General features: G+C 37.2%; 33 protein-coding genes. 17 read left to right on the forward strand and 16 right to left on the reverse strand.

From position 1 onward, the window contains the following. Window positions 1-2: 2 nt before the first annotated feature. Genes AC5YGB_RS04125 through AC5YGB_RS04135 form a run of 3 tightly spaced genes read left to right on the forward strand, consistent with a single transcriptional unit; the run spans window position 3 to window position 5,985 of the window. Window positions 3-1,556, forward strand: a complete 1,554-nt coding sequence (locus AC5YGB_RS04125; RefSeq protein WP_496137945.1) for an N-6 DNA methylase — start codon at window positions 3-5, stop codon at window positions 1,554-1,556. Further along, the gene (locus AC5YGB_RS04130; RefSeq protein ID WP_496137946.1) at window positions 1,553-2,794 is read left to right on the forward strand and encodes a restriction endonuclease subunit S; all 1,242 of its coding nucleotides are present in this window, start codon (window positions 1,553-1,555) and stop codon (window positions 2,792-2,794) included. Before AC5YGB_RS04125 ends, AC5YGB_RS04130 begins: the two co-directional genes overlap by 4 nt. Next, window positions 2,791-5,985 carry an HsdR family type I site-specific deoxyribonuclease gene (locus AC5YGB_RS04135; protein ID WP_496137947.1) on the forward strand — a complete coding sequence of 1,065 codons (3,195 nt, stop codon included), beginning with the start codon at window positions 2,791-2,793 and terminating at the stop codon, window positions 5,983-5,985. The genes AC5YGB_RS04130 and AC5YGB_RS04135 overlap by 4 nt, the downstream gene beginning before the upstream one ends. 5 nt (window positions 5,986-5,990) lie before the next feature. Here AC5YGB_RS04135 and AC5YGB_RS04140 read toward each other — a convergent pair whose 3' ends face one another. The 3 genes from AC5YGB_RS04140 to AC5YGB_RS04150 all read right to left on the reverse strand — a co-directional run bounded on the left by AC5YGB_RS04140 (window position 5,991) and on the right by AC5YGB_RS04150 (window position 7,296). Beyond that, entirely contained in the window at window positions 5,991-6,572 is a 582-nt protein-coding gene (locus AC5YGB_RS04140; RefSeq protein ID WP_496137948.1) for a YagK/YfjJ domain-containing protein, read from the reverse strand. Between the two features lie 132 nt (window positions 6,573-6,704). Next, entirely contained in the window at window positions 6,705-6,887 is a 183-nt protein-coding gene (locus AC5YGB_RS04145) for an AlpA family phage regulatory protein (RefSeq protein WP_496137950.1), read from the reverse strand. After that, window positions 6,874-7,296, reverse strand: coding sequence for a helix-turn-helix domain-containing protein (locus tag AC5YGB_RS04150; RefSeq protein WP_496137951.1), 423 nt, complete (start codon window positions 7,294-7,296; stop codon window positions 6,874-6,876). Before AC5YGB_RS04150 ends, AC5YGB_RS04145 begins: the two co-directional genes overlap by 14 nt. A gap of 194 nt (window positions 7,297-7,490) precedes the next feature. On the opposite strand from AC5YGB_RS04150, the gene AC5YGB_RS04155 reads away from it, so the two are divergent. From AC5YGB_RS04155 to AC5YGB_RS04200, 10 genes are all read left to right on the forward strand, one after another. Further along, window positions 7,491-8,018: a toxin-antitoxin system YwqK family antitoxin gene (locus tag AC5YGB_RS04155; protein ID WP_496137952.1), complete on the forward strand. Its 528-nt coding sequence runs from the start codon at window positions 7,491-7,493 to the stop codon at window positions 8,016-8,018. A gap of 139 nt (window positions 8,019-8,157) precedes the next feature. Beyond that, window positions 8,158-10,455 (forward strand): marine proteobacterial sortase target protein, encoded by a 2,298-nt coding sequence (locus AC5YGB_RS04160; protein ID WP_496137953.1) that lies wholly within the window; start codon window positions 8,158-8,160, stop codon window positions 10,453-10,455. Next, window positions 10,452-11,006, forward strand: coding sequence for a class GN sortase (locus AC5YGB_RS04165; RefSeq protein WP_496137954.1), 555 nt, complete (start codon window positions 10,452-10,454; stop codon window positions 11,004-11,006). The genes AC5YGB_RS04160 and AC5YGB_RS04165 overlap by 4 nt, the downstream gene beginning before the upstream one ends. Then, the gene (locus AC5YGB_RS04170; protein WP_496137955.1) at window positions 11,003-11,242 is read left to right on the forward strand and encodes a hypothetical protein; all 240 of its coding nucleotides are present in this window, start codon (window positions 11,003-11,005) and stop codon (window positions 11,240-11,242) included. The genes AC5YGB_RS04165 and AC5YGB_RS04170 overlap by 4 nt, the downstream gene beginning before the upstream one ends. Window positions 11,243-11,417: 175 nt before the next feature. Next, on the forward strand, window positions 11,418-11,708 hold the full coding sequence (locus AC5YGB_RS04175; RefSeq protein ID WP_496137956.1) for a hypothetical protein: 291 nt from the start codon (window positions 11,418-11,420) through the stop codon (window positions 11,706-11,708). Beyond that, window positions 11,705-11,953: a hypothetical protein gene (locus tag AC5YGB_RS04180; RefSeq protein ID WP_496137957.1), complete on the forward strand. Its 249-nt coding sequence runs from the start codon at window positions 11,705-11,707 to the stop codon at window positions 11,951-11,953. Before AC5YGB_RS04175 ends, AC5YGB_RS04180 begins: the two co-directional genes overlap by 4 nt. After that, the gene (locus AC5YGB_RS04185) at window positions 11,953-12,162 is read left to right on the forward strand and encodes a hypothetical protein (RefSeq protein ID WP_496137958.1); all 210 of its coding nucleotides are present in this window, start codon (window positions 11,953-11,955) and stop codon (window positions 12,160-12,162) included. The genes AC5YGB_RS04180 and AC5YGB_RS04185 overlap by 1 nt, the downstream gene beginning before the upstream one ends. Window positions 12,163-12,460: 298 nt before the next feature. Beyond that, the gene (locus AC5YGB_RS04190) at window positions 12,461-12,721 is read left to right on the forward strand and encodes a hypothetical protein (RefSeq protein WP_020024839.1); all 261 of its coding nucleotides are present in this window, start codon (window positions 12,461-12,463) and stop codon (window positions 12,719-12,721) included. Window positions 12,722-12,729: 8 nt separating this feature from the next. Further along, window positions 12,730-13,404, forward strand: a complete 675-nt coding sequence (locus tag AC5YGB_RS04195; RefSeq protein ID WP_496137959.1) for a redoxin domain-containing protein — start codon at window positions 12,730-12,732, stop codon at window positions 13,402-13,404. Window positions 13,405-13,504: 100 nt separating this feature from the next. Beyond that, window positions 13,505-14,068 (forward strand): NAD(P)H oxidoreductase, encoded by a 564-nt coding sequence (locus AC5YGB_RS04200; RefSeq protein WP_496137960.1) that lies wholly within the window; start codon window positions 13,505-13,507, stop codon window positions 14,066-14,068. 57 nt (window positions 14,069-14,125) lie between these two features. Here AC5YGB_RS04200 and AC5YGB_RS04205 read toward each other — a convergent pair whose 3' ends face one another. Then, entirely contained in the window at window positions 14,126-14,341 is a 216-nt protein-coding gene (locus AC5YGB_RS04205; protein WP_065353514.1) for a DUF6552 family protein, read from the reverse strand. Window positions 14,342-14,545: 204 nt separating this feature from the next. Between AC5YGB_RS04205 and AC5YGB_RS04210 the strand changes: the two genes are divergently transcribed. Continuing rightward, the gene (locus AC5YGB_RS04210) at window positions 14,546-15,037 is read left to right on the forward strand and encodes a cytochrome b/b6 domain-containing protein (protein WP_496137961.1); all 492 of its coding nucleotides are present in this window, start codon (window positions 14,546-14,548) and stop codon (window positions 15,035-15,037) included. Between the two features lie 20 nt (window positions 15,038-15,057). Here the strand turns inward: AC5YGB_RS04210 and AC5YGB_RS04215 are convergent, their stop codons facing one another. Continuing rightward, complete coding sequence (locus AC5YGB_RS04215; protein WP_496137962.1) at window positions 15,058-15,429, reverse strand: S-adenosylmethionine decarboxylase; 372 nt, start codon at window positions 15,427-15,429, stop codon at window positions 15,058-15,060. Between the two features lie 139 nt (window positions 15,430-15,568). On the opposite strand from AC5YGB_RS04215, the gene AC5YGB_RS04220 reads away from it, so the two are divergent. Then, window positions 15,569-15,862, forward strand: a complete 294-nt coding sequence (locus AC5YGB_RS04220) for an antibiotic biosynthesis monooxygenase (protein WP_496137963.1) — start codon at window positions 15,569-15,571, stop codon at window positions 15,860-15,862. A gap of 101 nt (window positions 15,863-15,963) precedes the next feature. On the opposite strand, the gene AC5YGB_RS04225 is transcribed toward AC5YGB_RS04220, so the two are convergent. From AC5YGB_RS04225 to AC5YGB_RS04245, 5 genes are all read right to left on the reverse strand, one after another. Further along, window positions 15,964-17,397, reverse strand: coding sequence for an NAD(P)(+) transhydrogenase (Re/Si-specific) subunit beta (locus AC5YGB_RS04225; protein ID WP_496137964.1), 1,434 nt, complete (start codon window positions 17,395-17,397; stop codon window positions 15,964-15,966). Window positions 17,398-17,408: 11 nt separating this feature from the next. Then, window positions 17,409-18,977, reverse strand: a complete 1,569-nt coding sequence (locus AC5YGB_RS04230) for a Re/Si-specific NAD(P)(+) transhydrogenase subunit alpha (RefSeq protein WP_496137965.1) — start codon at window positions 18,975-18,977, stop codon at window positions 17,409-17,411. Window positions 18,978-19,181: 204 nt separating this feature from the next. Further along, complete coding sequence (locus tag AC5YGB_RS04235) at window positions 19,182-19,370, reverse strand: hypothetical protein (protein WP_053820161.1); 189 nt, start codon at window positions 19,368-19,370, stop codon at window positions 19,182-19,184. A 336-nt stretch (window positions 19,371-19,706) separates the two neighbouring features. Next, a complete protein-coding gene (gene djlA / locus AC5YGB_RS04240; RefSeq protein ID WP_496137966.1) occupies window positions 19,707-20,483 on the reverse strand; it encodes a co-chaperone DjlA in 777 nt (258 codons plus the stop codon). A gap of 127 nt (window positions 20,484-20,610) precedes the next feature. Further along, window positions 20,611-20,805: a hypothetical protein gene (locus AC5YGB_RS04245; protein WP_496137967.1), complete on the reverse strand. Its 195-nt coding sequence runs from the start codon at window positions 20,803-20,805 to the stop codon at window positions 20,611-20,613. A gap of 106 nt (window positions 20,806-20,911) precedes the next feature. Here AC5YGB_RS04245 and AC5YGB_RS04250 point away from each other — a divergent pair, with 106 nt between their 5' ends. After that, on the forward strand, window positions 20,912-21,535 hold the full coding sequence (locus tag AC5YGB_RS04250) for an aspartyl/asparaginyl beta-hydroxylase domain-containing protein (protein WP_496137968.1): 624 nt from the start codon (window positions 20,912-20,914) through the stop codon (window positions 21,533-21,535). Here AC5YGB_RS04250 and AC5YGB_RS04255 read toward each other — a convergent pair. From AC5YGB_RS04255 to AC5YGB_RS04270, 4 genes are read right to left on the reverse strand one after another with little or no spacing between them, the layout of a single operon-like run. Further along, the gene (locus AC5YGB_RS04255) at window positions 21,532-21,972 is read right to left on the reverse strand and encodes a gamma-glutamylcyclotransferase (RefSeq protein WP_496137969.1); all 441 of its coding nucleotides are present in this window, start codon (window positions 21,970-21,972) and stop codon (window positions 21,532-21,534) included. The genes AC5YGB_RS04250 and AC5YGB_RS04255 overlap by 4 nt on opposite strands. Window positions 21,973-21,981: 9 nt before the next feature. Then, complete coding sequence (locus AC5YGB_RS04260; RefSeq protein WP_197503556.1) at window positions 21,982-22,149, reverse strand: hypothetical protein; 168 nt, start codon at window positions 22,147-22,149, stop codon at window positions 21,982-21,984. Then, a complete protein-coding gene (locus AC5YGB_RS04265) occupies window positions 22,142-22,531 on the reverse strand; it encodes a toxin-antitoxin system YwqK family antitoxin (RefSeq protein WP_496137970.1) in 390 nt (129 codons plus the stop codon). The genes AC5YGB_RS04260 and AC5YGB_RS04265 overlap by 8 nt, the downstream gene beginning before the upstream one ends. Window positions 22,532-22,573: 42 nt before the next feature. After that, window positions 22,574-22,789 (reverse strand): TIGR02450 family Trp-rich protein, encoded by a 216-nt coding sequence (locus AC5YGB_RS04270; RefSeq protein ID WP_020028169.1) that lies wholly within the window; start codon window positions 22,787-22,789, stop codon window positions 22,574-22,576. Between the two features lie 168 nt (window positions 22,790-22,957). Between AC5YGB_RS04270 and AC5YGB_RS04275 the strand changes: the two genes are divergently transcribed. Next, window positions 22,958-23,146 carry a hypothetical protein gene (locus tag AC5YGB_RS04275; RefSeq protein WP_020025535.1) on the forward strand — a complete coding sequence of 63 codons (189 nt, stop codon included), beginning with the start codon at window positions 22,958-22,960 and terminating at the stop codon, window positions 23,144-23,146. Between the two features lie 387 nt (window positions 23,147-23,533). On the opposite strand, the gene AC5YGB_RS04280 is transcribed toward AC5YGB_RS04275, so the two are convergent. Together AC5YGB_RS04280 and AC5YGB_RS04285 are read right to left on the reverse strand one after the other, a co-directional pair. After that, entirely contained in the window at window positions 23,534-23,962 is a 429-nt protein-coding gene (locus tag AC5YGB_RS04280; protein WP_020025532.1) for a hypothetical protein, read from the reverse strand. After that, window positions 23,949-24,875 (reverse strand): phosphorylase family protein, encoded by a 927-nt coding sequence (locus tag AC5YGB_RS04285; protein ID WP_496137971.1) that lies wholly within the window; start codon window positions 24,873-24,875, stop codon window positions 23,949-23,951. The genes AC5YGB_RS04280 and AC5YGB_RS04285 overlap by 14 nt, the downstream gene beginning before the upstream one ends. Window positions 24,876-25,020 lie beyond the last annotated feature (145 nt).

A 25,020-nucleotide genomic window follows, 5' to 3' on the forward strand; every position in this document is an offset into this window, starting at 1 on the left:
ATATGAACTCAGAACAGTTAAAAAATTTAGAAAAAGAATTATGGGGTGCTGCTGATGATCTAAGAGCTAACTCTAAACTTACAGCAGCTGAATACAAAGATCCAGTTCTCGGCCTTATTTTTCTTAGATTTGCTCAAAATAAGTTTGACGAAGCTGAGTTAAAGTTAAATCTTCCAATCAATCCAAGAACAGGTGAGGCTCGTTCTGCTACTAAAGATGATTTCAAGGCTTTTAATACATTATTTGTGCCTAATCAAGCCAAATATGAGTATCTAGCTAATATGCCAGAGTCAGAAGACATTAGTGATGCTATTAATGATGCTATGCATTTAATTGAAGCAGAAAATTCTGATTTATCAGGAATCCTGCCCAAAAATTATCAAGAGCTGGGATCAGATTTATTAAAAGGACTTTTAAGGGTTTTTAATTCTGAAGCAATAAGAAAAATTAACGGAGATGCATTTGGTCGTATTTACGAGTTCTTCTTAATGAAGTTTTCAATGTCAGGAGCTGGCGCACAAGAAGGTGGTGAGTTTTTTACACCATCGTCTCTAGTTGAGCTTATTGTTAACTTTATTCAGCCTGATCATGGCATCATTCATGATCCTGCTTGTGGCTCAGGAGGAATGTTTGTTCAGACAGGACACTTTGTTAAAGACTATTCGAATAAATCAGTTAACGAATCCATTAAAGTTTATGGCACAGAACTAAAAACGAATAATACTAAGTTGGCCAAGATGAATCTTGCTATTCATGGCATTGAAGGTTCAATCATAGAAGATAACAGTTTTTACTCTAATCCTCATGATTTAACTGGTAAGTGCGACTTTGTAATGGCTAATCCACCATTTAATGTTGATAAAATTGATAAAAATAAAGAGTTTGTCAAAGAAGACTCAAGATTACCATTTGGGATACCTTCAAAAGATAATGGTAACTATATGTGGATTCAATACATATACTCCTACTTAAATGATGATGGAAGGGCGGGCTTTATTATGGCGTCTTCTGCAGCTGACGCCGGGAAAAGTGAAAAAAATATTCGTCAAAAACTTATAGAAACAGGTCATGTGGAAGCAATTGTCAGTGTTGCTACTAACTTTTTTTATGGTAAGTTTAGTGGGCCATGTCATATTTGGTTTTTAAACAAAATTAAGCAAGATAAAGATACAATTTTAATGCTCAATGCTAAAAATACTTTTAGGAAGTCAAGCACTACTATTAATGATTTTAGCCCAGATCAATTAGAGGGCCTAACAACTATAATTAAATCTTATCGAGGAGAGAGTGTAGATTTTGCTGCGAATGAATGGCTAATTGATAATTTTAAGAATGGAACTTATGAAGACGTAATAGGCTTATGTAAAGTTGCCAAAATGGATAAAATCATCGAAAATGAATTTAGTTTAAACCCTGGGCGCTATGTTGGTTTTGTCGTTAATGTTGATCAAAATTTTGATTATAAATCTAGAGTTACTGAAGTACATAATGAATTAGACAGATTAAACGGCGAAAGTGATATTCATATAGAAGCTATCAAAGGATTGAAGTTTTGAGCGAGTGGCTAGAAGTTGAAATTGGAGAGTTGGGAAGGGTTGTGACAGGAAAAACTCCTCCTACTTCCGAAGAAAAATATTTTAATGGAGGCTTTAAGTTTGTATCTCCAAAGGATATGGATTTTGACTCAAGATATATCAATTCGACTTTAACCTCTATTTCTTCTGAAGCATTAGCAAAATTTAAAAACCAAGTAATACCCAAAAATACTGTAATGTTTACAGCTCTTAGCTACGGATTTGGAAAAATAGGATTATCAGCTGAGTCATGCCTTACAAATCAACAAATCAACTCTATTGTTGTTGATGAATCACGATACGATTTTAATTTTGTTTATTACTTGCTTAGAAATTCTAAGGATTATTTATTATCATTTGACTCTGGAATAGTTACACCCATAATAAACAAAACAACATTTGAAAAAATCAAAGTATTAGTTCCAAAAAGTAAAAATACCCAAAAGAAAATAGCAAAAATACTTTCTAACTATGATGATTATATTGAAAATAATCTTAAACGCATTAAGCTTCTAGAAGAATCGGCAAGACTTATTTATGAAGAGTGGTTTCTTCGCTTTAGAATTGATGGTAAGAAATTAGAGGTTGATTTAAATACTGGCTTGCCATTTGGGTGGAGAAAAATTAAAGTCGATGATTATACAAAATTAGTTTCTAAAGGCCCATCTCTCAATTATGATTTAGGTGAGTCAAAAGGTGTGGAAGTACTTAATCAAAGTTGCGTCAGAAACGGTGAAATTGAATTACAAAGGGTATTAATAGCAAAGGATTTGAAGGATGATAAAAAGTCATCATATTTAAGAATAAACGACATTTTAATAAATTCTTTGGGTGATGGCACAGTAGGCCGAGTTTCAAAAAACGTATCCATAGACTCAAAAATGATTATTCATAATTGTATTACATATTTAAGGGCTAAAAATATCTACAGTCAATATATGCTTTTTTATTTTATTTCAGCACATCAAGAATATTTTGAACTCCTGGCTCAAGGTTCTACCGGACAAACTTCGCTTAAAAGTGATTTAGTGTCAGATTTAATAATTACTCTGCCAGATGATAATATTATGAATAGATTTGATTCAATTACATCGGCAATGTGGAGTGAGGTTGGAGTTCTTAAAAAGAAGAATAAGCTTCTAAAAGAGGCCAGAGACATTCTTTTACCTCGTCTGATGACAGGCATGATTGATACTGATGAACTGGACACTGCTATATGAGTTTTGATTATAACGAAGATAATCTAGTTGAACAGGCCACAGTTGATGTTTTGTCTAGCATTGGATGGGAGATAGAAACTGCCTGGCACAGAGAAACCTTTGGAATAGATGGCCTTCTAGGTAGGATAAATAAAGATGAGGTTATTCTAAGAAAATATTTATTAGAGGCTTTAGAGAAATTTAATCCTAATTTGCCTTCTTCGACTTACAAAGATGCATATCTTAAAATTGCTCAAAAAGAGTCGAGCAAATCTATTGGGCGAGTTAATAAGGAAAAATACCAGCTTTTAAAAAATGGCGCAAAGGTCAGCTTTACAAATGCTAAAGGTCACCTAGAGAAAAAGACTCTCAAAGTATTTGATTTCGATAATCCTTCTAATAATCACTTTTTAGCTGTCAGGCAGCTTGAAGTTGTTGGTGATCTCTACAATCGAAGACCTGACGTTGTCGGGTTTGTGAACGGGATTCCTTTGGTCTTTTTTGAAGTAAAGGCTCACCACAGAGATTTGAGGCATGCCTATGAGGATAACTTTAAGGACTACAAAGACACTATCCCTGAACTTTTTAGTGCTAATGCTCTAGTAATACTCTCAAACGGTCTCGACAAGTCTGATGATAGCGGTACTAGAGTTGGGACTGTTACGAGCCCTTACAAGTTTTTCCATGAATGGAAGAGGATTGATGAGAATGAGAAGGGTGTAGTCAGTCTTGACACAACCATTCGAGGAACCTGCAGCAAAGAGAACTTGATGGATATTTTTGAGAACTTTTTACTGTTTGATGACTCAGGTGGTGATGTTGTCAAGATAATGGCTAAAAACCACCAATTTATAGGAACTAATAAAGCTATAAATAGTGCGAACTCTTTAGATGACTTGAAAGGTAAGTTAGGTGTATTTTGGCATACTCAGGGAAGCGGTAAAAGCTACTCAATGGTATTTTTATCACAAAAGATTCATCGCAAGTTTGAGGGCAGCTTTACAATACTCGTTGTAGTTGATCGAAGTGAGCTAGAGACTCAAATTTATGATACTTTTACCGCAGTCGGCGCAGTAACTGAGAAAAATGTTTTAGCTAAATCTAGAGACGATCTAAGAGACCTTCTTAAGCAGAACCATAGATACATATTCACGTTGATACATAAGTTCTCTATAGACTCTAAAATTGAAACCGAGTACCCACTTTTGAGTGAGAGGAGCGATATTATTGTTCTCTCTGACGAGGCTCATCGAACACAGGGTGGAATCTTTGCTCGCAATATGCGCTTTAATGCTCTACCTAACGCCTCATACTTTGGATTTACTGGGACTCCGCTCATCGATGGAGAGGATGAAATGACAAAGAATATTTTTGGTGAGTATGTCTCAGTATACGACTTTAAATCCTCAATTGACGACGGCGCTACATTGCCACTCATTTATTCAAACAAAGGTGAAAAACTTGAACTAGATAACCCTGAGCTTGACGATGAAATGCTAGACATTATCGACGATGAGGACCTCGACGAAGATCAACGAAAAAAACTAGAGAGAGCCTTTAAGTCAAACTATCCAGTTCTGACCTCTGAGGTTAGGCTTAGAGCAATCGCTAAAGATATAGCATGGAACTTTAACGAAAGGGGTTACCAAGGTAAGGCAATGCTCGTTGCGATGGACAAGCCAACAGCAGTCCGAATGTATGACTACATTAGTGAGTATTGGAAAGAGTACCTGTTGGAGCTAGATGATCAAATACAAACAACGAGTGATGAACAGGAAGTGCTTTCACTCAAGGCGAAATATAATAAAGTCGACGAAACTGAGATTTGTGTTGTTGTGAGTTCAGAGCAGAACGAAGTTGATAAATTTAAAAAACTGGATCTTGATATAAAAACTCACCGCAAAAAATTCGTTGAAAGGGATTTAGAGAAAGAGTTCAAGGATGAAGATAACCCGTTCAGATTGGCTATAGTGTGCGCGATGTGGATTACTGGCTTTGATGTCCCGTGCCTCTCAACCATCTACCTTGATAAACCAATCAAAGGCCACACTTTAATGCAGACTATTGCTAGAGCAAATAGGGTCTATGATGACAATAAAGAGAAAGGGTTTATCGTCGATTACGGTAACGTCTATAAGCAGTTAGAGGAGGCTTATAGTATTTATGGAGAAGGTCAGAGTGGAGGATCACAAAGTGGAGACAAGCCAACCAAGTCCATTGAAGAGCTGAGCCAGGAGTTGCGAGAATCTATCGAGGAGACAGTGCAATACTTAAGTGATTTACATTTTGATTTGAGTGATCTGTTTGAAGCTGAGCCCTTACAAAGACTTGCGCTCATTTCAGATGCAATTAATGCGATTTGTCTTAACGAGACAACGAGAGCTAAATTTGAAGTAATGGCGAGGGATGTCTCAAGAAAATATAACGCTTTGTATCCTGAGCTTGAAGTACGAGAGTTCACGCGAGCACATAACGCAATTGATGCGATTTATGGCGGCTTAAACCAGTCTGTCAAAGAGGCTGACATAACGGAGGTTATTAAAAAGCTACAAGAGCTTGTTGGTGACAGTATCTCTATTTCTCCAGAGCCCGATCAAGAGGATGTCTATGTAGACTTAAGCAATCTTGATTTTGACAAACTTAAAAAAATGTTTGAAAAAAATAAGCTTAACAAAGCTGTCTTTGATCTTCAAAAAGCAATCGACACGAAACTTAAGATAATGATGAGTCAAAACCCTTTAAGGCTTGAGTTCTACAATAAGTATCAAAAAATTATTGAAGAGTATAACGACGGTAAGGATCTAGAGGCAATAAGAAGAGCTTTTGAGGATCTTGTAAAGTTTGTTAATGAGATGAGCAATGAAGAGCACAGGGCTGCTAAAGAGAATTTAGATGAGGAAACTCTAGCTATTTATGACTTGCTAAGAAAAGATTCACTAACAATAAAAGAGCAAGAGAAAGTTAAACATCTATCAAGAGAAACTTTAGCAAAGCTCAAAGAAGGGCAACTTACAGTTCAAAGATGGCGAGAAAGTGCTCAGATCTCAGCACAAATTATTACCACTATCCATGATCAGCTTCTTTATCTTCCAGAGGAGAGCTATCCTGACGAGGAGGTTAGGCTTAAAACCAATGAAGTCTATCAGCATATCTATTCAAATTATTATGGTGGCGGTCAGAGTGCTTATAGCAATGCTGTATCAAGTACCTAATTACTTTATAGCCTGCTGGTCTGATAGTCCTTAATTTGAACATCTCTGTGCCTTTTACCTCTGACCTTTGCAAGGTATGAAACTCTCCATATGATTTCTTTTCTTATGGCTTTGAAGTTTGCTTTGAGTGTGTTTAGATTAAAGTAAGGGTTTAATACCGTTGGCATATGCCCATAAGGAAGCCACATCTCCTTAATTTGGGCATTTAATCGTTTAGGGTGTCTTATCTTGTTCTCGTCTAACATGAGCGCTAAATGGTAATGCTGCCTTACTGATTTCTCTTGCTCTCTCACCCAGATGTAACCAACCTTATCTAGGCCATAGTTTCTCTTAAGCCACTGCTTTAATCGGTTCATAAACTTTGAAATCACTTTGTTGTCTCGTGACGCATTGTTTAAGTGGAGATCGAGACGAATCACCAGGAGTCTGTTGTGAATCGATATTGCTGTATCGAGCTGACCAACAAACCTTTGAATGATTTCCTTATAGATGCCTTTCTTTGATCCTGCATTAATGCTTAGCGTTTCTCCTTTAATCTCTATAGAAGATCTGTAATGCTTAGTCTTCCTGTCTTGGATCAAGGGCATTGATTATTGAAGTTAGATAATAGAAAAAACCTCAGCGTTTGGCTAGTTTTTGAACATTGAGATAATTGGTTTTTTAAGTCCTTCATAGAATTTACTGTGTAAATACCGCTGTGTAGAAAGCGATTAACATTTTTAGTCATTAATAACGTCATTTAGGTACTCTAAAACCTCTGACTCAACCCACCTGGTTGAGCGCTCTGAAATTTTTCTTTGTCTTGGAAATTTGCCCTTATTTATTTGGCGATAGATGGTTGAAATGCTGAGCGTTGTCATCTCAACAACCTGTTCCAGTCTTAAGAGCCTAGGATAATCCATTGCTTTTTCCCTTGAATGGGTCGACATATCCTTCTTCGTCCTGCTCGCCCGGGTAGTGAGGGATTGGAGAGTGGATCAAGACGGTCTTAATTTCATCTCGCTTGATGTCTGTCTTATCGGACCACTGGAAGCGGTTCTTCATGTTCATGTACCAGCCGCGATAGTTGAATTTGGTATTCTCTAGGTTGACTCGTCCCATCCTCTCCCACCAAGCCTGAGAAAGCAACTTGCCCCTTGCTACGGACTCAGAAAACTCCTCGTTTTCTTTCTTCCATCTATAGAAGGTATCCTCAGTTATATCAATCTCAGCCATCACTTCAATTTGGCTTGCTCCTTCGTGCATCATCTCTTCTAGGATGGTGCACATTTCTGACCTATATTTGGTAGGTCGACCTTGTCTTTTATTCATAATTCCTAATATAAATTACTTTCTGCAAGTTATCTTTTGTTACTGTAAGAGTAGAATGTCAAAACCTCTATAAAGACTGTTCTGACAACACTTACTAATTTACACCACAAATTGCAAGTTATCTGTTGTAGAGTCTAATAATCAATTTACACTGGGAATTGCAACTTACCTGTTGTTGGGTACAATTAAATATTATGAGCATTAAATATCTGACACTTTACTATCCAAACGGCCAAAAAAAATCAGAGGGAAGCTATGACGGTCAGGAGCCGATAGGTGATCACACGTCTTGGTATGAAAGTGGCAAAATAAAGTTTGAATCTGTCGAACTCAACGAATCAATTGAACTCTCTACTTATTGGTATGAGAATGGTCACATGAAATCTAGAGGGGTTCGTACTGAGTACTTTGAGTCTGGACTGTGGTCTTATTGGCATGAGACAGGTAATAAGAAGGCTGAAGGGCTATGGGCAGATAAGGACGAGCGAGAGGGTAAATGGAACTTCTGGAATGATCAAGGACAGTTAATTTGTTCAGGTATTCATTGTGCTTGGCAGGGGGATGGGTTATGGACATTTTGGAATGATGATGGTTCTAAATTGCTTGAGCGTGAATATAGGGACTCTTCACTCCTGGATGTATGGAAACACCTTAGGCTAGAAGGGTGCTCAGATGAGCGCATAGAGATTTACAAAGAGTTAATCTTTGACCTTGAATCTTAAAGAGCTCAAAGTAGAAATATAACCCATAAGATAAATAAGGTTCATTTTTCACCTAAAATTCATTAACAAAACATCAAACCTATACTTTGAAGTCATTGATTTGTATAACAATATCTTAACTTCACTAATATAGGACATCATGACCCGGCCAAGAACCAACCCACTATTTAAATTAATCTTCTCAATCTTTCTCCTTCTCGCTACAAACCTTGCAATCGCAAGTTCCAATTCTCAAGAAAAACAATCTAATCCAATAAACGAAGCCGAATCAGGCTCAATGCTCTTTAAGTTCGATGACAATACCTCCATTATGCAAATCGCACTCGATACCAGTGTCGAGATGGACATTACTGGAAACATTAACAGAGTCATTGTAGAACAGGTATTCACAAACCCATCAGACAAATGGGCAGAAGGTGTCTATGTGTTTCCACTGCCTGAAGACTCAGCTGTTGATCAGCTAAGAATGTATGTCGACGAGAGGGTTGTCGAGGGTCAGATTCATGAAAAAGAAGAGGCCAAAAAGATTTATGAAAAAGCGAAGAGTGAGGGCAAAAGTGCATCTCTAGTAGAGCAGCAGCGTCCCAATATCTTTACTACCAATGTCGCTAATATTGCCCCAGGAGGAAAGATTAAGGTGGCTATCGAATACCAGCAAGCGGTAAGCATTAGCAACAACAGATACTCCGTCAGATTCCCAATGGCGGTCGGTGACCGATACATTCCTGGGGCGCCTATTTATACTCCTGATGACTCCCTTGGCACTTCTTTCAATACCAATGAGGTGAAAGATGCATCAAAGATTACGCCCATTAGTGAGACGCATGTCCGGGCTTTGGTCGACGAAAACTTCGAAACTAATCTTCCAGTCAGGATTGATATTAATCTGACTGCTGGGTTTGCTATTGATACATTGAATTCAACCTATCACAAGATAAGAACAGAGAGCTTTAATCAGACGACTAAGTACATTACTTTGGCTGAGGCATCTCAGCTCGATCGTGACTTCGAGCTGACCTGGTCTGCAAACAGGTCTAACGAGCCAGAGATAGCTTTATTTGCTCAAGAAAACGATAACAGTGTATATCTCTTGTTGATGGCAATTCCGCCCAAAAACGAGGTATTTAAAAGAAGTGATAGGCCTCGCGAGCTCATCTTTATTATTGACTCGTCTGGCTCTATGAGTGGAGATTCAATGAGACAAGCAAAGGACTCACTTTACAATGCGCTTGAGAGATTAAAGCCAACAGACAGGTTCAATATCATTGACTTTGATTCTGAATTTGAGCCACTCTTTGATTCCGCTATGATGGCGTCCAAGTTTCATATGAGTGAGGCTAGAGGCTTCATCAGAAAGATTGATGCAGATGGCGGAACTGAGATGTATAACCCGATTGATTTTGCTCTTAAATCAAGGGACTCAGAGTCAAAGAACTATCTCCGTCAAATCGTCTTTATAACAGATGGCCAGTCCAGTAATGAAGCTTCAATATTTAATAATGTTTCCTACAATATTCAAAATGACCGTTTCTTTACTATTGGTATTGGGTCGGCGCCAAACTCTTATTTATTAACTAAACTCGCAGATTTTGGAAGGGGTGCGTTTACCTATATAGGTAGCCAGCAAGAGGTTAGTCAGAAAATGAATAGACTCTTTGAAAAGTTAGAGTCACCCGCACTCACCGACATACAAGTCAACTTCCCACCTGAAATCACCTCTGAACTTGCCAAAGACGTGATACATGATCTTTATGCTGGTGAGACCATTACCGCCGCCTTCAAGATGAATGCGCTTCCTGATTCACTTGAAATTACTGGCAAAACAATCGATGGAGAGTTTAATAAAACAATCACCATAGATAAAATTAGTGGCACTTCAGGGATTGATATTCTTTGGGCAAGTCGCAAGATTGATCGGTTGACAGATATTTTTAACAATACTTTCTCTTCAAAGGCTACAGAATTGGCTAAAAAAGATGTTACAGAGATTGCCCTAGATTACCATCTTGTCTCACGTTTCACTTCCCTAGTGGCAGTTGATATAACTCCTGTAAGGCCTGAGAACGAAGAGCTCATCACACAGGCTATCATCAAGAAAGCGAAGGCTAATGGATTGGAGAAGGAGATTGAGCTGAATGAGGACGGTCAACTTCAAAATAGGGAAGAGCTGATGTTTGCTTTAATGAAGGCTTTACCTAAAGATAAGGTCAAAGATGCTAGTGCTCAAAAACAGTTTGAGATGATGATGCAGAGTGCCAACGTTCCGGTGAGCGCATTTGCCTCAATGAAGGTGCCAGAAAAGATTGCAGCATTAGTGAAGACTCCAGTGCAAATGGTTCCATCCTCGCAGACTGCAACCTACTCTGAGCTTCTAATGTATATCGGACTCTCGTTGCTCCTCATTGCGGTCACACTACGTCGAAGATTTGCGCTATGAAGAGATTGATAATAGTTATAGCTACCTTGGGGCTTAGTTTTTTCGCATACGGGGCCTATATACCTGCTAAAGCAGTCTTAGCTCAGTATTTGATTAATGAAGCCTGGAATGACTCAATCCGCTCAGGAGAGAGCCATAAGCCCTGGAAATGGGCCGATATGCATCCGGTCATGAAGCTGAGTTCTGATAAACATAACCAAGATCTCATTGTCCTCTCCGGTGACAAGGGCAACTCTCTTGCCTTTGCTCCTGGACATAACCTTTTTAGTTATATGCCGAACCAGGGAGGTACAACGATTATTTCAGCGCACAGAGACACACACTTTGAGTTTTTACAGGGCGTATCAATTAGTGACGTTTTTGAGTTGACGGATCGAAACAATAAGACAACAAGTTTCAGGGTCAGTGATATTAAGATTATTGATGCGACAAAGGAGGACTTAGCCATACGCTCAGACCAAGACGAGCTCAAGTTGATTACTTGTTATCCGTTTGATGCTCTAGTGGCCAGAGGACCGTTGAGATATGTCGTCACTGCTAAAATGATATGATGATAAATACAACGATTAACTTTTTCGATTCAGTGCCACTTTATCCGGGATGGTTATTTCTCTTCTTTTTTGGGCTATTTTTCATAAAACTCACAAAGTATCGTAAGCTAGGAAAAGTAATCATAATTCTATTCTCTATCCCTATCTTGTTTATTGTCGCTTCAACGATTTTTGGGATATGGCTAATGGAGACTAATCCAGGTGTTTTTCCAGGTGGGGAGGCTTACTCGCCTTGATAGCAATCTTTCTATTTCTTTTGCTTTTGGGCTTTATATGGGTTGCCGTGCCTCAAGACAACAAGAGGGTGGCTGATATTCAATACAAGATAGTTATTGTTGGATTAGGATTAATTTTGCTTCTAGGTATATACTTTACTATAGCAATTTACAAAGGATGGATAGTGTTAGGGTTATGAATAATCAAGAAGTTAGAGCATCAATTAATGAATACAAGCGTAATTGGGGGATAGTTAGCGGTTTTGGTTTAATATCAATGTGGCTGTCTTCGATGGGGCCTCATCAATGCTCACCAGTAATAGGATGTGGACCTGAGATTCTATTTGGTTTAACGATAGTAGGCTCGCTTGTAGTAATAGTTATTCGCTTATTCAAAAGAAGCATATTTGAGCTTATAACACCGGTAATGCTTCTAGCATTTTCATATCTTAGCCTCTATATATTCGTATCTAACACTTTACGATGAAAAACTTTGGAATACTTATTGCCTATGTTATCTGCTTCATTGTCGGTGTGTTCTTTGCCGACTCTATTCTGGCTTTAGCTACTTATCCTTATGATGTTCTAATTTGGTGTGGAATGATATGTGGATTTCTTTATCTTTATCGAAATCATAGAGAAGGATTTGTCCAACTATTTAAAGATGTTCATCAAAGTAATCTTGATGATATTAAAGCGCAAGAGAAAGAGAAAGAGGAGGTTAATACTTAATGCTAATAGTTATATGCTTAGCTCTATGGGCATTCAGTCTCTTTTATGGTATCAGCCTGATAAGAACTGATAGGCGCAAGCTGGGAATTCGATACTTAATCATTTTTTCAGTACCATTAGGTATATTTACTTTAGCATTTTGGTTTATGGATTATGAGTACCTTAACTGTATGCTTAATGTTTCATCAGAAGCGATGGAAAACTGTTAATCACTAAATATATATTTATTTATTACTGATTTAAAAACTATCTATTTATGAGTAGAATTGTGAGTAGATTTTTATTGATAATTTTATAAATCCTTTTATATAAGGGGTTATAGAGATTTATCTTAATCCCATTCCTCCACCACATATAGTTCTCACTATATCTCTCTAATATTCATAAAGTCTTTAACAGATACTCCTTTTTTTAAAAAATCACTCAACTTGACTTAAATGAGGAGCTAGGTTTATACTAAGTTTTGAAAGTCTTTAAAAATTTATTATTAAACTTAGGGGAAAAATAATGAACACAATGGTAATGATTGAAATTAATAATGGAACATATGATGACTGGAAACAAGGCTTTGATGACTTGGCTGATAAGAGGGCTGAGTTTTCAAGAAATGCTAAAGTAGGTAAGGTAGATGACAATACTGCTATCGTTGTAGTGGATGTCTTTGACCCGGCAGGAATGATGGCAATGTTTAACTCAGACGAAGCTAAAAAAATGGCAGAAGAGATGGGCGTAGTAAGAACACCCTATAAACTGCAAGCAATGGGCTAGGAGGGAGCATGACATCCATAACAGACAAGCAAATTGAAGAAGCTGAAGCAGAGTGGCTTGACCTTTGGAAGCAAGGACCAACTCGTCTTCGATGGACTGAGGTACCATTACAAGTTGGGGACTTAGCTCCTGATTTTGAATTGAAAGACACATCAGGAAAATTAGTCCATTTAAGCGATTTTTGGAGCAATGGCCCAGCCTTAATTTTATTTTGGCGACATTACGGATGCAGTTGTGGGGTTGATCGCGCAAAACTTCTTCAAAATGAATATGCGGACTATATTAAGCTAGGTGCATCTGTCGTTGTGATTGGGCAAGGTGATCCTGAACGTTCTAAAGACTATAGTGAAAAGCACGACATTCCTTGTCCCGTCTTGTGTGACCCAACTTATCGGGTCTATGAAGCGTATGACTTGTTGGAAGGCAAACCCTCTCAAATAATTTACGATGCGCCGGATGAATACCTCCGCATTGATTATGAGACTGGTGCTCAATTACAGCAGTCTCGTCAGGGTACAGAGGGAGCTCTGGTAGATAGCCCATGGCAGCTACCTGGAGAATTTGTCGTTGATCAATCAGGAATTATTCGCCTTGCTCATCGCTATCAACACTGCGAAGATTGGCCTAATCCATCGATACTGATTCCGGCAATCAAAGAGTCTATCTGGCAAAATGAAGCATAAAGCAAATTGAATTAAAGTCCAAATTTCATTTGATGTGTGAGGGAGTTAGTTCTTATTGAACTATAATAATTATCCGTTTATAAGCATTCAGAAACTCACAATGAAAATATTAGTTGTTTTATGTCATCCTCGTCCTGACTCTTTAACTTCTCAAATAGCTAAAGCATTTTATGAAGGAGCTACAAAAGTAGGGCATCAAGTTGAATTATTAGACCTTTACAAAGAAAATTTTGACCCAATCTTAAGAATTGAAGATGAGCCAAATAATGGGACTCTTGAAAACTATTCTCTTGAAGTCCAGACTGAATTTGAGCGTCTCAATAACAATGATGCTGTTGTTATGATTTTTCCTCTTTGGTGGTGGTCTGTTCCAGCTATGTTAAAAGGTTGGATTGATAGAGTTTGGAATTATGGATTAATGTATGGCTCTATTGAGCACAACGTTAAAAAAGGCCTAATGATTGCTGTTGCTGGAGCCACCAAAGATCAACTAATTAAGAGAGATTATGAAGCTGCAATAAATACTACCTTAAATATTGGCGTATTAGATTATTGCGGTGTTAAGGATTCTGAGATTATGATTTTAAAAGAAACAAATAAAATAACCAAAGAACAATGTCTGAGTTACATTAAACAGGCTTATGATAAAGGTCTTTCATTTTAAAAGTCCAAATTTCGTTCGATGTTTAGGGTTTCAATTAATGAGAGAATCTTGAAAAGTTTATGCACTTAAATAGCCTATTAGTAATGAAATAAAGGCTCCAACATGAACTACCATTATTGCTCTATCTTTCCACAAATAACCAACAGCAAACCACAAACCAATTCCTATAAAAAAGAAAAATATATTGTAAGGCGCTAGATTTAGCCCTGTAAGTCCATAACCTATTAATTGAATAACTGTAGCTATCCATTTAACAATATCAGCTGTCTCCATTTTGACTCTCCCTATATGATATTTCTATCTTTGTGCTCTTGTAGCATGGATAAAAAAATATCAAAGTATAGTTAAAAGATTTTAATTAGGAAGAGCCAGAGAAGTCTTATTGCTGCTCCAATGCTGACTAGAGCTAAAGACAAAAAAATGTTGATATACGAAAGAATTATTTTTAAAATATAAGTTTTTTAAATAAACCTTAAGATGGATTTACCAAAATTTAGCTATTTTGCAAAACTGATGCATTGGGGCTTTGTGCTTTTGTTTATTTATGGTGTTTTGAAGCAGGTTGATAACGTCAATCAATTGGAGGAGTTTAGCCTTTTGCAATTTGAAGTGATGTTCGCGACAGTATTTCTACTACTGCTTGCAGTTCGTTTTTTTTATATGAAAAAAACACAAAAATCATCACTTCCAGAGCAAACACCAGAGCCTCAAAAGTTAGCAGCTAAAATTGTTCATAATGGAATGTATATTTGTCTTGCAGCTATCCCTCTTTCTGGGCTAATAATTGGTTTACTATTCTGGCTTGACTTAAAAGATGGAATACTAATTAATATTGTAATTGAAGCACATGAATTTGCAGTTTCAATTATCTATTGGTTGATTGGTATTCATATAGTAGCTGCAACTTATCATCGATTAAAGAAAGACGGAGTATGGTCCTCAATGGTTCCAGTTTGGAAGGAGAAATAGTTTTATTCTATTCCAAAAAACTAGAGTTCAATTTCAGTTAATTCGTGCTCTCGGTCCAGAAACTTATATTCAACTTTAACGGGTCTAAACTGTTTAATTTCTTCAAAAATGATCTCCGTAGGAAGATCACTACAGGTATATACATCAAGCTGCATTAATCCAGGATCTGTTTCATCCCAGCAGTGAAGAGCAATATGTGACGTTTCAATAATAACTAAGCCAGTTAAGCCTCTATTGCCAGGCATATCTAGATAAGTCGTAATAGGTTCTTGGCAGATCTGCATCCCAATCTTTGAGACTAATTCAGTTAGCCAGCTATGAGCCCATTTTTGATCAGTTGGTGGCTTCAAAACCTCCGCTCTTACGATTAAATGTTTGTGCTGAACAGTCATATTTTCCCCTTATGGCTTAACTTAAGTTTATAGCAATTAAAATCTAATTAAGAGTTTTTGAGTTTTTGAGATTTTGAGATTTTGAATTTTGAATTATTTGAGTTACAATAAAATTTCTTAAATAATATGAGGAGAAAAAATGACTTATGTACTTGCGCATTGTCCTTGTCATGAAGAAGGAGCAAAGAAGCTTATTGACTGGGCGCACAGTGACGATGGATTTGCAGTCACAAGAACTCACAAAGGCTTTAAACACATTGAACTATTGGTAGGTGAAGATAATAAGACTATTTGGCTATACGAGCAATGGGATAGCAAGGAGGAGCACCAAGCTTATCTAGGGTTTAGAATGGATACTGGGTTAGGTGACTTTATGGAAGAGATATTGGAGGGTGAGTTCTCCCTTTCATATTTTTCGAATAGCGGAGCCTAATACCTCAAACAGCAACATTGTTCTCACGCGAACTTAAATGGAAAATTGTGATAACAAGATAAAGAAATATTGCTAGAAAATTTAATACTTAAAGTGTTTTCTTAGTCGATCATTGGGAGGAGTTTGTCGAGTGATTCTTTCGCGTTCCCATAGAGCATTCTAGTATTCTCTTTAAAGAATAATGGGTTTTCGATTCCAGAATATCCTGTTCCTTGGCCTCTTTTAGAGACAAAGACATGTTTAGCTTTCCAGCACTCTAAAACAGGCATTCCAGCAATTGGGCTATTAGGATCGTCTTGCGCGGCAGGATTAACAATGTCATTGGATCCAATCACAATGGCTACATCGGTAGTAGCAAAATCGGCATTAATCTCATCCATCTCCATCACAATATCATAGGGCACCCGAGCCTCAGCTAGAAGTACATTCATATGACCGGGCAAACGACCAGCAACTGGATGAATGGCAAAGCGTACACTTTTACCTTGCGCCCTTAGCTTGCGAGCTAATTCAGAAACTGATTGTTGCGCTTGGGCAACAGCCATGCCGTAGCCTGGGATGATGATAATGCTGTCTGCATCATTAAGGACAGAAGCAACACCATCTGCCTCTATAGGCACTTGCTCACCATGAAGCTCCATTTGAGGGCCAGATGAGCCGCCAAAGCCACCTAGAATGACGCTCACAAAAGATCGATTCATGGCGTTACACATGATATAAGACAAGATAGCCCCAGATGATCCTACGAGCGCTCCAACAACAATTAAAACATCATTGCCAAGACTAAATCCAATCGCCGCCGCGGCCCATCCCGAATAAGAATTGAGCATTGATACTACAACAGGCATATCAGCCCCACCAATACCCATAATTAGGTGGTATCCGATGAATAAGGCTAGAAATGTCAATACAATCATTGACAATAACTCACCGCTATTTAAATACCAAACTGCTGATAATATTGACAACAGGGCTGCAGCCGCATTAAGAAAGTGACCTCCAGGTAATTTAAACGCTGTTGAGGTTACTTTGCCTGCCAACTTACCATATGCAATGATGGAGCCGGTAAATGTGACAGCACCGATCCAAATACCTAAAGAGGTTTCAACGCGAAGTATATTTATTTCAACAGCTGACTTTTTAGCGAGTAACGCCGAAAACCCTTCCAGCGATTTCATGGCAGCCAAATCCATCGATGCAATATTGACAAGTTCAAAGTGTGTATTAAAGCCCACAAATATTGCAGCAAGTCCTACTAATGCATGCATACCTGCAACTAATTCTGGCATTTGCGTCATAGCGACTTTCGATGCTAACTGGTAACCAACTAGTCCGCCAGCAGCAATCAATATAAGTGATAGCCACCATAGTCCATTTCCTGGTCCAAATAAGGTCGCAGAAACAGCCAGAGCCATGCCAGCAATACCATACCAAACTGCGCGCTTTGCACTTTCTTGACCAGACAGTCCGCCAAGCGATAGTATAAACAACACGGCAGTAAGAACATAGACAGCGGAAGTAAAACCCATTTCCATAATATCAGCCCTTAAGATTTCTGAAACATGGCGAGCATGCGTCTTGTTACAAGGAAGCCACCAAATATATTGATGCCAGCAAAAAACACTGAAATCGCAGCAAGTATCACTACTAGAAAGCTGGTTGAGCTTATCTGCAGTATTGCCCCTAAAATGATGATCGATGAAATAGCATTGGTCACAGCCATTAGTGGGGTGTGAAGTGAGTGACTAACATTCCAAATTACTTGAAAACCAACAAAAACAGACAGGATAAAGACAATAAAGTGCTGCATAAAGCTAACAGGCGCATAGCTTCCAACCAAGAACAGCAAAATACCGCCGACTGTGAGCAATATAATTTGATTTTTAGTTTGTTTTTTAAACGCTGCAACTTCATCAGCCCTAATTTCTTCTGGGGTTTTATCTGGGGTTCTTTCCTTGTGGGTAACCGCAATAGCTTGAACTTTAGGAGGGGGCGGTGGGAACGTAATCTCACCCGCATGAATGATTGTTGCCCCGCGAATAACATCATCCTCCATGTCATGAACGATCACTCCATCTTTGCTAGGAGTTAAATCTGAAATCATATGACGAATATTACTGGCATAGAGCGAACTCGCCTGAGCAGCCATACGGCTTGGAAAATCCGTATAACCGATAATAATGACGCCATTATCTGTCACAACACGCTCATCAATAACAGTCAGCTTACAATTTCCACCCTTTTCTGCAGCCAAATCAACAATGACTGAACCCGGCTTCATGGAAGCAACCATATCTGCAGTCCAAAGTTCAGGAGCTTCTCGGTTTGGAATTAAAGCAGTTGTAATAACAATATCCATCTCCGGGGCAATCTCACGAAACTTATCCAATTGAGCAGCTGCAAATTCAGGGGAAGATACTGAAGCATAGCCGCCAGTTGAGGCATCGCTGACCTGTTCATCTGCAAAATCTAAAAAAACAAATTCAGCGCCCATAGATTCGACCTGTTCGGCCACCTCAGGGCGTACATCAAATGCATAGGTGATTGCACCAGAAGTAGAGGTGCCAATAGCAGCAAGACCAGCAACGCCAGCTCCAACAACCAAAACCTTTGCTGGAGGAACCTTGCCTGCAGCAGTCATTTGACCAGTAAAAAAACGACCAAAGTTATTACCAGCTTCAATCACAGCTCGATAACCAGAGATATTCGCCATAGAAGATAGGACGTCCATTTTTTGAGCGCGGCTGATCCGAGGTACCATATCCATAGCGATAACGTTAGACTCAGAAGATTTAGCCAACAACAATAGCGCTTCATTACTACCAGGATAGAAGAGGGAGATTAGCGTCTTTGATGAGGTTAGTTCTTGGAGTTCAGATTCACTCGGAGGAAGAACCTTGACAATTACATCACAAGCCTCAGTAAGTTCATTAGGGGTATCTACAATTTCAACACCTACAGATTTGTATTGCTCATCACTAAAACCAGCAGCCAGCCCAGAATTCTTCTCGACCAGGCAATCATAACCCAGCTTCTGAAGCTGAACAGCACTGTCAGGAGTTAGAGCAACGCGGCGTTCACCTAATGATGTTTCTTTGAGTGCTCCAATTTTCATAATTTTCGTCCTGTATGACGCGGCCTTTCACCGTCTTAAAATTTTAATATTTAACTATATTTTAGCATACTATCAATAAAAGATATATATGTTTAGATATATATGATAATAATGATTATCTCAATTAAATTGAATTACAAATTAGTTATACCCACATAAAGAAATAGAGCAAGTAAAGAGTAACCTACAATTGCAAATGTATATTTAAAGAGCTTCATTTCCTCTTAACTCTTCTTGAAGAAATGTTAAGTTGTTTAAATAAGCATCTTTTAAGTCATTATCCATAGACGACTCCATATTTCTAATTTCTTGGAACTCTCTCTCTAATGCTCTTTTAGTCTTACGACGATCATTGGGAGAGCCATTTTTTGTATTATATTTTGCGAGTGTCATAATCTTATTAAATCTCCTAGAGTGTTTAGTTAACAAAACTACTAATAATACTAACCATTGTGTACATAAAACTGAGCATGAAAACCATGCACAGCGTAGTCCAAATAACTAATTTTGTTTCCATCGATAATTAAAATAATTCAAAAAAAAACATTCTAATAAATTGATATAAAGATTAGATGAAGATTTTGAGTTATTTAGATAAAGAGCCAGAGTTCAAATACTCAATGACTTGAGATGTAATTTAATTGAGATGATATCGAAATGAAGTAGTTATCTCAGTTGAGACTAAGGTTGGCACTGTAATGCCTTTCTAATTAGAATAGAAATATCAATTTAGCGCATGCCTCGATGCTTTTTAATAATTTCATAGGCACTAATAATTTCTTGTGTCTTTTCGTTAGCTAGCTTTTGCATTTCTTCAGGAAGTCCTTTGGCAACAAGCTTGTCTGGATGGTGCTGAGCTAAAAGGCGTCTGTAGGCGCGTTTAATTTCTTTATCACTTAATGATTTGTCAATTCCTAGGACTTTATATGCATCATCAACAGAGATGCCCTTGGTGCCACTCTTAGTGGCTGAAAACTGTTGAATAAGTTTTTCTAGCTCATGAAGCGGAAAGTGGAGCTTTTGAGCGATATCTCTAAGCGCATTATGTTCGCTATTGTCAAAGACTCCGTCTGCGTATGCTGCTTGGATTTGAATTTCTAAAAACATGCGAATGAGATGGGTCCTTCTATGCGTTTCAACTCGAAATTGTTCGAGCACTTCACTCAAGTTAAAGTCTGATTGTTTTCCTTGGTTAAAGAGGTCTTTGGCAACTTTACTCATTTCCTCTGATAATTGCATATGCTGCATCACCTGTTGAGCGAGAATAATCTCTGATTTCGACACCTTTCCATCAACTTTTGAGATGTACCCCATGACAGAAAATACACCACTAAAAAAGGCTGCCTGGACACGCTGTTGGTTCCCTGGCCCAAAGTTATTAGAGAAGCTAGAGCTAGATTTTCTTTTTGAAAAATTACCAGCAAAGGCTACTCCTAGCATAGCCCCTAAAGGTCCTCCAATCATGAAGCCTACTGCACCACCAATAACTGTTGACCACCAACTCATATTAAATTTTTCATTTAAAAAATAACCATTATATATTTATTAAATAAGATCATAGTTTTAGTATTCAAGAGGAGATTGCATTTATTTAGCCCATTAATCAAAAATGATAAACTCTTCAATGAATGAATTAATTGTAGAAAGTTTCGAAATGGCTTTCTCTATCATCCTTAAGCATTCCAGCACTTTCATCCATAAATCTATTTCTATCTTCTCTGTTTTCAAATACCCAAATACAGACGCTGTCTTTACTATGATAGATGGCCTTGAGCTCATCATCAATCTCACAAATTTCTTGAGGAATTTCTGTTTGGATACAATACATTTGTACTCCTAATAATTTAGCTTTAGTATACAGAAAGCTTAAATTTTCTTTTGTCCTTAAACGAGAGTATAAAATGTATTTTTATGATTGACTGAAAAACCAAAAAATGCCATACATAAACCGATCTGCAACTGCTTATGAGATTTCAATCCATCCATACAAGAATGATTTGTCAGGCGTTGCTAATTATCTTGATAGGCTCAAATTTCAACTATTGACACAAATAGAGCCATTTAAAAATAATCATATATGGACAGCACTCTCACTTCATGGTTTTGGCCCAAATCCTTCTGATATATTTAAGCCAGGATTTGTTAATAACAATATTAAGATTGATTCAAATTTGCAATGGACCACTTTATGTAATGATCCAGTTATGAGGCCAATCTGTGAGATGATTTTTAAGTTGCCATGTGAATTTGAGAGAATTCGATTCATGAAGCTTGCTGCTGGTAAATCTCTTCAAAAACATACTGATAATATTGATGTAGATATTGAAAAGAAAAAGATTGTCAGGCTTCATGTTCCGATAAGAACAAATGACCAAGTAGTTTTTACTATTTATGAAAATGATGATGATGAGGTCGGCAAAGAGCTAAATTTAACTACTGGTCGTTACTACTACCTTGATGTGACTAAGCCTCATGCAGTAATCAATAATAGTGATATTGATAGATATCATTTAGTTATTGATTGTCTTGTTAATGACGAATTGAATACTATTCTTTAACTTTCTGGAATAAATGGCCTGATTGATTTTTGAACATAAGCTAAAGGGAGATTTGCACTTTTAATGCCATGGTTGATTCTTTCAATATACTCAGCTTGTGGTTGACCATTCTCATTATCAGTTGCAACATAAACGAGGCAATCAATATCGCCATTAAGAGTTGAAACACTCATAATAAACTTTTCATACATTCCCTCTGCTACGCTCTCATAGATATCTAATAATTCGATATCTTTAACACTCAATTTAAATATTTCTCCCAAAACAAAATCATTTAAATTTTGCCTTATACTGGCATATCCTCGAGTATTGATGAACCAAGAATAGTCTGAGAGTCTCCCAGAAGTCAGGTAGCTTGACTCAGGGCAGCGAACAAACATTTGATCTTTCGATAAATTAGATCCATAGCCAAAATAGTAGTTTGATACGGAAGGCATATTTTTTAATCAGAAGTTGGGAATAGAGTCAACACCTTTTTTTATAAGATTTTGAATGTATTCAGCTTTTTGTTTGTAGAAGTTTGACTGTTGAATGTTGTCATTAAAGTCAGACTCATATTGTAAGTCACGCAGTCTTTTAAGCTCTGTATGGCAGTCAATGAGCCTGTCATCCATTCAACTCACCAACTACATCACCATTTTTAAAGACATATTCAGCAGTTTTTACTCCATTCTCATAAAATATAGATGCACCATTCAAAACCCCATTTTTATATTCTTGCTCAGACTCAAGTTGACCATTCTCATTCCATGCCCTTTGTATACCCTCAGGTTTATCATTTTTATAGAAGCCTTCAGAGGCTTTGGTGCCATTGTCATACCAGTAGGTCAGTGATCCCTCAAGTTTGTTTTTGAGATAAGAGCCTTCAGAGGCCTTTTGACCGTTGGCATACCAATATGTTTCAATACCATTTTTAAGGCCATTGTCATAGTTTGTTTGAAGCGTCATTCCATTTTCAAGTAGTTCGGTATTGAGACCATTTTTATTTTTTTTCATAGGATTATTATATTAAAAAATAAAGAACTATTTCTTGAATATTTATTTCCAGCCTTGTTGCCACTTATTTGAGTCTTTTAATTCATTCCAGTCTATTGATTCATTATTCTTTGAAATAATTGCCTCAATTAAGCAATCACTAATTAGCTCATTTTCATCATACTTAAGCTCAGAAATCAAAAAATGTTTTTCATTGTTAGTTGGCAAAACTTTAGTCCACTTACTGTTTAATAACTTTTTTGGATTAATCTGATTCATTGACTTATCTATCTTATGGTTTAGTACATTAATTATTTCATATTCAGTTAAATATTGGCTGAATTAAAAGTTATTAATCAATCTCCACTCAATATTCATTAATTCTTCATAGTCCATAGATGTCTTCTCTCTAAACTGCTAAATTGAAGTTGAACTACAAATAAAAACATGAGAAAAAAAATAGGGGTAATTGCGCTTTCATTGGCTGCTTTAGCAGTGGTTTGGCTTCTACTTGGTATGGCTAATATTATCCCATTTTTAATAGAGTTACCTCAAGAAACAAGCACGCGTGCACACGCATCATTGGCTGTGATACTTCTATTGATTGGGTCTTGGGCTTTTTGGAATGAAGATTAAATTTTAATAAGGATGTAATTATGATTAAAACGTCAGATATATGTATTTTAATTTCAGTTGGGGTTGCTTTTGTAACGACAGCTTATCTGTGGTTTCAAGGGGTTGATACAAAACAAGAGGCTTTGTTTACTTCCACCTGGATCCCATCAATTCTAACATTTGCTATATATTTCAAGATAATATCGAGGAAGGAATAACTATGGATGATTCATTAATATTTATTACGGGTATGTTTTGTTTTGTTATGGCAATTATTGGAGCTGTTTTGACTGTCCGTGAGTTTAAAAATATAGAAAATCAAAAATAGCTTTGTAGAATCAAAGTCCTAATATCTAGTGAGTTTTAACTAGATATTAGGTCTGATACGAACTTTAAGTATGATGTAACTTAATCGTCCAATAAAAATGTTGGCATTTTGTAATAGATGTCAAGGTCTTCAGTGCTCTGTTCAGTTTCTTCATTTTTTTGTTCTATGCATTTCACTGAGGTCACCATTACGTTTTTAGATTCGGCTTGAAGTTTTGTTTTAGGCGGTGAAATAATTCCTTCAACTGTGGTTACTGGCCTCCCGTTTTTGTCATAGAGTGCGCACCTTACATTTGTAGTTGTTTTGCTTTTAATTGAAATGTAAGTTGCATCATTTGATTTTAATCTCTGAAAATCAACGCTTTCAACGACAATTTTGTTAGACTCGCCATCAATTGTGCTCATCTTATTGAGTTCATCAGCAAAAGCTATTTGAACTGAAATTAAAGAAATTAAAAAAAATATCTTTCTTGGAATTCTGAAGTTGAATGTTTTGTTAGCTTGATTCATATAGCTCTTTCATGGCATTTAAACCAACCCTTATTGTATTCCCGATTGCTTTGTCATAATCAATAACAGCGGCGCTCGTTGTTGGTCCGCTGATGACAGTGCAAATTGTTCCAGCTCTGTATCCCATTTGAGCACATAAATGAAAAAATAGGCTTGACTCCATTTCCATATTGAGAACTCTTAATCCATCAATATTAATCTTTGAAAGACTTCCCTTGATGTCTGGAAGTGTATTTTTTAAACCTTCGATATATCTTGAGGATGGGCCATAAAATCCTGGAGAGGATGAAGTAATACCAACTTCATATTCAACGCCATTTTGTAAAGCCTGGTTTTCCAAGGCATTAGTAACTTCAATGGATGCTTTCGAAGCATAAGGGATCAGTTTTCCTTTGAATCTTGATGAGCTAGGGATAGACTTATTCAATATTTTTTTAGCAGACTCTTCAATTCTTTCAATCACAGGGTCATTTGATGGTTCTTCAAAATAGATTCCAGTATTGTCAAGGCCAAGCGCATAAGAGCCAATGGCTTGCGAACCAGGAGCGATATCTGACTGAACCCCGCCTGATGTTCCAAGCCTTATCAATGTCATTGGCTCACAGTTAGTATTTCTTTTTTTACTCTCAAAATTGAATTCGTGCTCAATAAAGGCCTCTACTAAAGCAATTTCAACGTTATCTGTACCAATCCCCGTTCCAATGACAGATACTGGTATGCCCTTATATCTGCCTGTAAATGTTAGGTACTCTCTATTTGAAATTTCACGGTCAACAGTGTCAAATTCTTTAGATACGCGTATGGCTCTTGCGGGATCTCCAACAATAAAAATGTTTTGAGCAAGATCTCCTTTTTTTATCCCCAAGTGATAAAGGCGTTCATCAATAATGACAATTTCTGACTTATCAAACATTCACTTAAACTTCATCTTTTGTAAAATATTAATCAATATTATATACATCCAAAAGTTATAATTTTTTCTACTAAAGCACAATACATTAAAAAGGGGTGAGTGCCATATGTCTGCCAGACGATTACAATCCAATTTAAAGAGCTCG

The sequence above is a fragment of the Candidatus Pseudothioglobus sp. uisw_142 genome, assembly GCF_059512465.1.

What these genes read in the sequence shown, in the direction of transcription:
- AC5YGB_RS04125 (WP_496137945.1), top strand. Translation starts at nt 3, where the DNA reads ATGAACTCAGAACAGTTAAAAAATTTAGAAAAAGAATTATGGGGTGCT.
- AC5YGB_RS04135 (WP_496137947.1), top strand. Translation starts at nt 2,791, where the DNA reads ATGAGTTTTGATTATAACGAAGATAATCTAGTTGAACAGGCCACAGTT.
- AC5YGB_RS04140 (WP_496137948.1), bottom strand. Translation starts at nt 6,572, where the DNA reads ATGCCCTTGATCCAAGACAGGAAGACTAAGCATTACAGATCTTCTATA.
- AC5YGB_RS04145 (WP_496137950.1), bottom strand. Translation starts at nt 6,887, where the DNA reads ATGGATTATCCTAGGCTCTTAAGACTGGAACAGGTTGTTGAGATGACA.
- AC5YGB_RS04150 (WP_496137951.1), bottom strand. Translation starts at nt 7,296, where the DNA reads ATGAATAAAAGACAAGGTCGACCTACCAAATATAGGTCAGAAATGTGC.
- AC5YGB_RS04155 (WP_496137952.1), top strand. Translation starts at nt 7,491, where the DNA reads ATGAGCATTAAATATCTGACACTTTACTATCCAAACGGCCAAAAAAAA.
- AC5YGB_RS04160 (WP_496137953.1), top strand. Translation starts at nt 8,158, where the DNA reads ATGACCCGGCCAAGAACCAACCCACTATTTAAATTAATCTTCTCAATC.
- AC5YGB_RS04165 (WP_496137954.1), top strand. Translation starts at nt 10,452, where the DNA reads ATGAAGAGATTGATAATAGTTATAGCTACCTTGGGGCTTAGTTTTTTC.
- AC5YGB_RS04170 (WP_496137955.1), top strand. Translation starts at nt 11,003, where the DNA reads ATGATGATAAATACAACGATTAACTTTTTCGATTCAGTGCCACTTTAT.
- AC5YGB_RS04175 (WP_496137956.1), top strand. Translation starts at nt 11,418, where the DNA reads ATGAATAATCAAGAAGTTAGAGCATCAATTAATGAATACAAGCGTAAT.
- AC5YGB_RS04180 (WP_496137957.1), top strand. Translation starts at nt 11,705, where the DNA reads ATGAAAAACTTTGGAATACTTATTGCCTATGTTATCTGCTTCATTGTC.
- AC5YGB_RS04185 (WP_496137958.1), top strand. Translation starts at nt 11,953, where the DNA reads ATGCTAATAGTTATATGCTTAGCTCTATGGGCATTCAGTCTCTTTTAT.
- AC5YGB_RS04190 (WP_020024839.1), top strand. Translation starts at nt 12,461, where the DNA reads ATGAACACAATGGTAATGATTGAAATTAATAATGGAACATATGATGAC.
- AC5YGB_RS04195 (WP_496137959.1), top strand. Translation starts at nt 12,730, where the DNA reads ATGACATCCATAACAGACAAGCAAATTGAAGAAGCTGAAGCAGAGTGG.
- AC5YGB_RS04200 (WP_496137960.1), top strand. Translation starts at nt 13,505, where the DNA reads ATGAAAATATTAGTTGTTTTATGTCATCCTCGTCCTGACTCTTTAACT.
- AC5YGB_RS04205 (WP_065353514.1), bottom strand. Translation starts at nt 14,341, where the DNA reads ATGGAGACAGCTGATATTGTTAAATGGATAGCTACAGTTATTCAATTA.
- AC5YGB_RS04210 (WP_496137961.1), top strand. Translation starts at nt 14,546, where the DNA reads ATGGATTTACCAAAATTTAGCTATTTTGCAAAACTGATGCATTGGGGC.
- AC5YGB_RS04215 (WP_496137962.1), bottom strand. Translation starts at nt 15,429, where the DNA reads ATGACTGTTCAGCACAAACATTTAATCGTAAGAGCGGAGGTTTTGAAG.
- AC5YGB_RS04220 (WP_496137963.1), top strand. Translation starts at nt 15,569, where the DNA reads ATGACTTATGTACTTGCGCATTGTCCTTGTCATGAAGAAGGAGCAAAG.
- AC5YGB_RS04225 (WP_496137964.1), bottom strand. Translation starts at nt 17,397, where the DNA reads ATGGAAATGGGTTTTACTTCCGCTGTCTATGTTCTTACTGCCGTGTTG.
- AC5YGB_RS04230 (WP_496137965.1), bottom strand. Translation starts at nt 18,977, where the DNA reads ATGAAAATTGGAGCACTCAAAGAAACATCATTAGGTGAACGCCGCGTT.
- AC5YGB_RS04235 (WP_053820161.1), bottom strand. Translation starts at nt 19,370, where the DNA reads ATGACACTCGCAAAATATAATACAAAAAATGGCTCTCCCAATGATCGT.
- djlA (WP_496137966.1), bottom strand. Translation starts at nt 20,483, where the DNA reads ATGAGTTGGTGGTCAACAGTTATTGGTGGTGCAGTAGGCTTCATGATT.
- AC5YGB_RS04245 (WP_496137967.1), bottom strand. Translation starts at nt 20,805, where the DNA reads ATGTATTGTATCCAAACAGAAATTCCTCAAGAAATTTGTGAGATTGAT.
- AC5YGB_RS04250 (WP_496137968.1), top strand. Translation starts at nt 20,912, where the DNA reads ATGCCATACATAAACCGATCTGCAACTGCTTATGAGATTTCAATCCAT.
- AC5YGB_RS04255 (WP_496137969.1), bottom strand. Translation starts at nt 21,972, where the DNA reads ATGCCTTCCGTATCAAACTACTATTTTGGCTATGGATCTAATTTATCG.
- AC5YGB_RS04260 (WP_197503556.1), bottom strand. Translation starts at nt 22,149, where the DNA reads ATGGATGACAGGCTCATTGACTGCCATACAGAGCTTAAAAGACTGCGT.
- AC5YGB_RS04265 (WP_496137970.1), bottom strand. Translation starts at nt 22,531, where the DNA reads ATGAAAAAAAATAAAAATGGTCTCAATACCGAACTACTTGAAAATGGA.
- AC5YGB_RS04270 (WP_020028169.1), bottom strand. Translation starts at nt 22,789, where the DNA reads ATGAATCAGATTAATCCAAAAAAGTTATTAAACAGTAAGTGGACTAAA.
- AC5YGB_RS04275 (WP_020025535.1), top strand. Translation starts at nt 22,958, where the DNA reads ATGAGAAAAAAAATAGGGGTAATTGCGCTTTCATTGGCTGCTTTAGCA.
- AC5YGB_RS04280 (WP_020025532.1), bottom strand. Translation starts at nt 23,962, where the DNA reads ATGAATCAAGCTAACAAAACATTCAACTTCAGAATTCCAAGAAAGATA.
- AC5YGB_RS04285 (WP_496137971.1), bottom strand. Translation starts at nt 24,875, where the DNA reads ATGTTTGATAAGTCAGAAATTGTCATTATTGATGAACGCCTTTATCAC.